At 48.1% G+C, this 6,240-nt stretch carries 7 protein-coding genes; all 7 read left to right on the top strand.

The features are described 5' to 3' along the window. Positions 1–27: 27 nt before the first annotated feature. Positions 28–534, top strand: coding sequence for an OmpH family outer membrane protein (locus A3751_RS03275; RefSeq protein WP_068452011.1), 507 nt, complete (start codon positions 28–30; stop codon positions 532–534). A 17-nt stretch (positions 535–551) separates the two neighbouring features. Continuing rightward, the gene (gene lpxD, locus A3751_RS03270; protein WP_068452009.1) at positions 552–1,598 is read left to right on the top strand and encodes a UDP-3-O-(3-hydroxymyristoyl)glucosamine N-acyltransferase; all 1,047 of its coding nucleotides are present in this window, start codon (positions 552–554) and stop codon (positions 1,596–1,598) included. A gap of 30 nt (positions 1,599–1,628) precedes the next feature. Continuing rightward, entirely contained in the window at positions 1,629–2,063 is a 435-nt protein-coding gene (gene fabZ / locus A3751_RS03265) for a 3-hydroxyacyl-ACP dehydratase FabZ (protein WP_068452006.1), read from the top strand. 1 nt (position 2,064) lies between these two features. Continuing rightward, positions 2,065–2,835 (top strand): acyl-ACP--UDP-N-acetylglucosamine O-acyltransferase, encoded by a 771-nt coding sequence (gene lpxA, locus A3751_RS03260; protein WP_068452003.1) that lies wholly within the window; start codon positions 2,065–2,067, stop codon positions 2,833–2,835. 3 nt (positions 2,836–2,838) lie between these two features. After that, positions 2,839–4,008, top strand: a complete 1,170-nt coding sequence (gene lpxB / locus A3751_RS03255) for a lipid-A-disaccharide synthase (protein ID WP_068452000.1) — start codon at positions 2,839–2,841, stop codon at positions 4,006–4,008. Further along, positions 4,005–4,622 (top strand): ribonuclease HII, encoded by a 618-nt coding sequence (rnhB, locus tag A3751_RS03250; protein WP_068451997.1) that lies wholly within the window; start codon positions 4,005–4,007, stop codon positions 4,620–4,622. The genes lpxB and rnhB overlap by 4 nt, the downstream gene beginning before the upstream one ends. A 267-nt stretch (positions 4,623–4,889) precedes the next feature. Beyond that, on the top strand, positions 4,890–6,240 hold a 1,351-nt coding region (locus A3751_RS03245), incomplete at its 3' end, for a hypothetical protein (protein ID WP_068451993.1).

Here is a 6,240-nt window from a genome sequence, read left to right as displayed (position 1 = left end):
TTTAACTAAGTACGAGGAATACACAATATGAAAGTCTTACAATATCTAGCGTTGGTTTTTGTGCTGGCACTTACGTCTGTTTCGGCAAATGCTGAGGTCAAAATCGGTTTGATTGACATGAGAGCAGCTCTTTTTTCTTCAAAGGCGGCGCAAGCGTATTCTGATAAGATGGTTGCAGATTATAAGCAGCAAGATCTTGAAGTACGCGCGGTAAGTGAGGCGGCCCAGAAACTGGAAATGCGTCTTCAGAATGATGCTGCGATTATGAGCGATAGCGAGCGGGCAAAGCTGGCCGCTGATCTGGAAGAGAAAGTTCAAGAGTTTCGCTATCTGAAAACAAAGCTGGATAAAGCATTAGCGGAGAAGCGACAAGAGTTCTTGGAACAGTCTCGGCCTAATTTGGATACAGTAATCCAGAAATTGGTTGAAAAGGAATCGTTAGATTTGATTCTCCCAAGAGAAGCTGCGCTCTACGCGGCGCCTGGTATGGACTACACTTCTCAGATCATTGAAATGCTTGATGCATTAAAATAGTTTTCGGATTTTCGCGAATGCTTGATAGACGTTTTTTGCTCGGTGATCTTGCCGAGAAGATTGGCGCGCAATTGAAGGGCGATGCTGACATTTCAGTCGCTGGATTGGCAACCATTCAAGAAGCTGGAGAGGGGCATTTAACCTTTATTGCAAACCCAGCGTATAAAAAGTATCTAGGTGAGACTAAGGCTTCTGCAGTGATACTTTCGCCCAAGCTTTCTGAAGTGTTTAGCGGGAATTGCTTGATACATGATAATCCCTATTTAGCATATGCAAAACTTAGCGCTCTGTGGGACCCGGTTGTGGATTTCCAGCCTTCTATTTCTGAAGAGGCTTCGATTCATGAATCAGTCGTCATCGGAGAGGGCGTTTTCATTGCGCCAGGTGTCCGATTGAGTGCAGGCGCAGTGATCGGTGATAACGTGTATCTCGGCGAAAATGTCGTCATCGGTGCTGATTCTATTATCGGCAACAAAACGCGTATTTATCCTAGTGTGACGATCTATCACGGTGTCGTGGTTGGAGAGGGCTGCACGATTCAGTCAGGCTGCGTGCTTGGGTCCGACGGTTTTGGATTTGCCCCTGCTGACAAAGGTTGGCAGAGAATTAGTCAGCTTGGTGGTGTGACGATTGGTAATTCTGTGGAGATTGGTGCGAATACAACCATTGATCGCGGTGCGCTCGATAATACTGTTATTCATGACGGAGTGATTTTAGACAATCAGATTCAGATTGCGCATAACGTCGTGATCGGAGAGAACACCGCTATCGCGGCGTGCAGTGCTATAGCGGGTTCAACCACTCTAGGTAAAAATTGTGTTGTAGGAGGGGCGAGCGGCATCGCCGGCCATCTAGAGATCACTGATGGTGTTCATATTACTGCAATGACGATGGTTATAAAGAGCTTACCCGAGCCAGGAGTTTATTCGTCTGGTACCGGTGTTCAGTCGAACAAGGACTGGAAAAAGAGCATTGCTCGACTTCGAAGATTAGACAATACCGAGGCTCGTCTTCGAGAGCTCGAGAGGCAGTTTAAGTCTATTAATTCTAGCCAAGACGAATAAGAGGTGGTTGTGGAAAATACAGTGCGCACGATGGATATCAAAGAGATTCATGAGTATCTCCCTCACCGTCATCCCTTTCTTTTTGTGGATAGAGTGACGTCTGTCGAGGCAAATAAAAGCATCACGGGATACAAAAATGTTTCGATCAATGAGGCATTCTTTCAGGGGCACTTTCCTGATATGCCCATCTTGCCTGGAGTTTATATTCTTGAAGCGCTTGCACAAATAAGCGGAATTCTTGGGTTTGTCACTACAGACAAAAAGCCGAGTGAAAATCTAGTGCACTACTTTGCAGGCTCGAACAAGGTTCGTTTTAAGCGGCCCGTTGTCCCTGGCGATCAGCTCAGACTCGAATCGAACATACTTTCAGCTAAACACAATATTTGGAAGTTTGACTGTCGTGCTTTAGTCGATGAAGAAGTGGTGTGCGTTGCTGAGATTATGACGGCAGAGCGGGAGAGATAAGATGATTCACCCGACTGCTATTGTCGATCCAAAAGCCCAGCTTGGGTCAGATGTGAGTGTAGGGGCTTACACGGTCATTGGGCCTAACGTCGTTATCGGCGATGGTTGTGACATACGCTCGCATGTTGTGATCAATGGCCCGACAACCATCGGAAAAAACAATACGATTTACCAGTTTGCGAGTGTCGGCGAAGAGTGCCAAGACAAGAAGTATGCGGGTGAAGACACACGATTAACCATGGGTGACAACAATATCGTCCGTGAAGGCTGCACGATCCATCGCGGAACCGTCCAGGATGAGGGTCTTACATCAATTGGTAGTGATAATCTGTTTATGGCGTATGTGCACATCGCGCATGATTGCCGTATTGGTAGTCATTGCATCTTTGCAAATACTGCGACCGTCGCTGGACATGTGTATGTTGATGATTTTGTCATCCTCGGTGGCGGAACGATGGTACACCAGTTTTGTAAAGTGGGCGCTCATGCAATGAGCGCAGGTGGGAGTATCGTTTTGCGTGATATTCCCGCTTTTGTCATGGCCAGCGGGCAGTCCGCATCTGCGTACGGTCTGAACAGTGAGGGGCTTAAGCGAAGAGGTTTTTCTCCTGAGTCGTTACGCGCTCTCAAATCGGCTTATCGCACTCTTTATCGCAAAGGGCTTAAGCTAGATGATGCAATGCTCGAATTAAAGGCGATGGATGATGTCGATGGTGTCATTCGGACCTTTGTCGCTAGCATCGAGCGATCTGATCGCGGGTTGATGCGTTAGTCTATGCCTGTCGACGCTGTATCTGAAGTGGATTATCGACCGATTCATATCGGTATTGTTGTTGGAGAGGTGTCAGGGGACATTCTCGGCTCGGGATTAATGTCTGAGATCTTAAAGCGACACCCAAATGCTACTTTTAGTGGTATAGGCGGCCCCTTGATGCTGGAGCAAGGATTTGAGACCTTGTTTCCCATGGAGCGCCTCTCGGTGATGGGGTTGTTTGAGGTTTTGGGGCGTATTTTTGAGTTGATTGGAATACGGCGCGCCCTTAAACGCCACTTTGTTGAGAAGCGGCCAGACGTGTTTATAGGTATTGATGCGCCTGACTTTAATATCGGTCTTGAATTACAGTTGCGCCAGGCCGGGATAAAAACGGCACATTATGTCAGTCCGTCTGTTTGGGCCTGGCGTCAAAAGCGCGTGTTTAAGATTGCGCGCGCCGTTGACCTTATGCTCACGCTCTTCCCCTTTGAGGCCAAGTTTTATAAGCAACACCGGGTCTCGGTTCGGTTCGTCGGTCATCCGTTGGCTGATTTAATTCCAATCTCCTCCGATCGAAGCAAGGCTAGAGCCAATTTAGGTCTCACAGAAGCCGGGCCGATCGTTGCGATTTTGCCGGGTAGCAGGGCGGGCGAAATTTCACGTATAGCGGAGTCCTTTTTTGGTGCTGCCGAACAGATTAAAAATAAGTCTCCAAATGTCCGTTTTGTTATTCCCTGCGTGAATGCGAACAGGCGAGCGCAGGTTTTGGAAATTCTCGAGCGTTTTCCTGCGTTAGAGGTCGAGCTGATCGACGGTCGTTCTCGTGAGGTAATGGCTGCTTCAAATGTCGTCTTGCTCGCCTCAGGGACAGCGACATTGGAATGCATGTTAATGAAGCGTCCGATGGTTGTGGCGTATCGACTAAATAAGCTCACTTATTGGGTTATGCAGCGGCTTATTAAAACCCCTTATGTTGCGCTGCCTAATTTATTGGCAGGTAAAGAGCTTGTTCCTGAGTTGCTTCAGGATGATGCAACTGTTTCAAACATTTCAGCAGCGGTGCTTGAACGCCTTCCCGTGAGCATGGAGAAAAGCTTGCAGTCCGATTTCTCCCTGCTGCATGAATCGTTGAAGAAAAACGCCAGCTCTGAAGCTGCAGAGGCTGTTTTGGCGTTGGCAAACAAATCGTGAGTCATTTTTTTCAAGAAGATTATGTGTATGCAAAGGGATTTGTCGGCAATCTACTGGCGGGTGTTGATGAGGTCGGTCGCGGCCCTCTAGTTGGGTCGGTTGTCGCTGCTGCTGTTATCTTGGATCCTGAGGCTGAGATTTCAGGGCTTGCCGATTCGAAGAAGCTGTCTGAGAAAAAACGATTACTCATCTCTGACGAGATTAAGAGCAAAGCGCTTGCATGGTCGATTGCCGAGGCGAGCGTTGAGGAAATCGACAGGTTGAACATCCTGCATGCTTCGATGCTTGCGATGGAGCGAGCGGTCAAGAAGTTGGAACCCGCTGCGGAATTTGTTTTGGTGGATGGTAATCGAATACCAAAGTCGCTAGAAGTAGATGCCGCCCCTGTTATTAAAGGTGACGCGCTAGCAAAGAGTATTAGTGCTGCTTCGATTCTCGCTAAGGTATGGCGTGATTCGGACATGCAGCGACTTGATTCTCTCTATCCCGAATATGGTATTGGAAAGCATAAGGGATATCCAACCAAGGCACACATTGAGGCATTAGAAATATACGGCCCTTGTAAAGAGCACAGGAAATCTTTCGGTCCTGTTGCACGCCTCCTTCAAAAATAACGCAACGCTGTTTCTTAAGGCATCTAGTTACTTTTTCTCGTTTATTCCTAGTCGTCATTGTTAATGTGACTTAGCCCGTGCCTGTGATTTGCGTTATTTCACATAACTATTGATTGTCAATTTTATGGCGCATATTGCTATCAAATAGCGATGCAATTCCGTCCTTATGATCTGATCACTACTACTCTGTCGTTAATTCCAGCGGTATTGGTGAGATGTAAGATGGTTTACCAGAAGTTTCGAGCGACAGCTAAATGTTCAGTGATCATGGCAATCGCAAGTGTCTTGCTAGCATGTGGTGGCGGATCAGCTGAGGAAGGTGACGCAGGGAACCAGAACGCCCAAACAGCGCAATTTGATAGCGGCATCACGTTAACTGGCCGAGCTGTAAAGGGTGTGATTAAGTCAGGGATCGTGAATGCTTATGTTATTGAAAGCAACGCTGGGCGCTACTTATCACGCAGCAGTGCAGCTGTGGCGCCGGTGAGAACGGATTCAGATGGCTACTATAGTCTCGTTGTTCCTTCTGAGTTTAGTGGAAGTCAGTTTTTGATTGAGGTAACGGCCGACGAAACAACTAGAATGGTCTGTGAGCTAGCCGATGGCTGCGGCGACGCTTCGAGTACGCGCTTTGGAGAGGCATTTCCATTGACGGAAGATTTTGCGTTGAGTTCGGTGTCCAAGCCAATTAATGCGTCTTCTGATAACGTCGCTCATGTAACGCCATACACTCATATGGTTCGCGTTAAGGCGGAGGCGGGAATCGATGGTATGTCCGAGGATGAAATTGAGCAGTCGGTGTCGGAGGTTGAAGCGATGCTTGGGCTATCTGCACAGTCTATTTACGCCGAGCCCGTTGATTTAACGAGCGATCAAGAGTTGCGCACAGCAACGTTTGACCAGCTTGAAGTAGCGCTTCTTAGTGCTGCGATCCAAAGGTCTGAAGCTGGTGTTCAGTTTGATGATGTCTCTGACGTGCTCAGCTCTATCACGCAGCAATTGAGTCAGCATGATTCACTCGTGTTGGTTGATAATGGTTTAGAGCCTGCGGTTGCGTTGGATGACTTAATGTATGAGGCGCAGCAAGAGCTCTCTGCGCTTGCTACGTTTGTGGATGTTATTCCTCAGGATGATGTGACGCGGCTTGGTGCTGGTTTCTCCGATTTGCAGCAACAGGCTCTAGACGAGGGTTCTTCAATAACGCCTGTTCAGATTTTGGGTCAGCCAAGCGATGTTTCGGTTGAGTCGGGTGCCTCTTTTACGCTTTCGGTAGGAGCGATAGGAGGTGGAGTGCTTGCATTTCAGTGGTACAAGGATGGTCAGGAGATTGCCGGGGAGGTGGGCTCAAGCCTTGAAGTTTCTTCAGCATCCGTTGTGAGCGCCGGCCAGTACTCAGTTCGGGTAGGCAATGAAGTGGGTTCTGTGATGAGTGTGGCGGCCTCCGTTGCTGTTTCACCTCAGCAAGTGGTCCTTCATGACGTTGCACTGTCGTGGGATATTCCTCTTGAGAGAGAGGACGGTAGTGATCTTTCGTTATATGAAATTAATGGCTATACCATTGTGTACGGTGCGTCTGAGAATCAGCTTGATACAACGGTGAGTATTGTCGGTGGACAGC

The sequence above is a fragment of the Oleiphilus sp. HI0080 genome (genome assembly GCF_001635135.1).
Note: the sequence above shows the minus strand (reverse complement) of the source record. Positions and strands in the feature narration are given on the sequence as shown.

Bases quoted from the DNA above. Each gene is read 5' to 3' on its own strand.
- A3751_RS03275 (WP_068452011.1), top strand. From the start codon at position 28: ATGAAAGTCTTACAATATCTAGCGTTGGTTTTTGTGCTGGCACTTACG.
- lpxD (WP_068452009.1), top strand. From the start codon at position 552: ATGCTTGATAGACGTTTTTTGCTCGGTGATCTTGCCGAGAAGATTGGC.
- fabZ (WP_068452006.1), top strand. From the start codon at position 1,629: ATGGATATCAAAGAGATTCATGAGTATCTCCCTCACCGTCATCCCTTT.
- lpxB (WP_068452000.1), top strand. From the start codon at position 2,839: ATGCCTGTCGACGCTGTATCTGAAGTGGATTATCGACCGATTCATATC.
- lpxA (WP_068452003.1), top strand. From the start codon at position 2,065: ATGATTCACCCGACTGCTATTGTCGATCCAAAAGCCCAGCTTGGGTCA.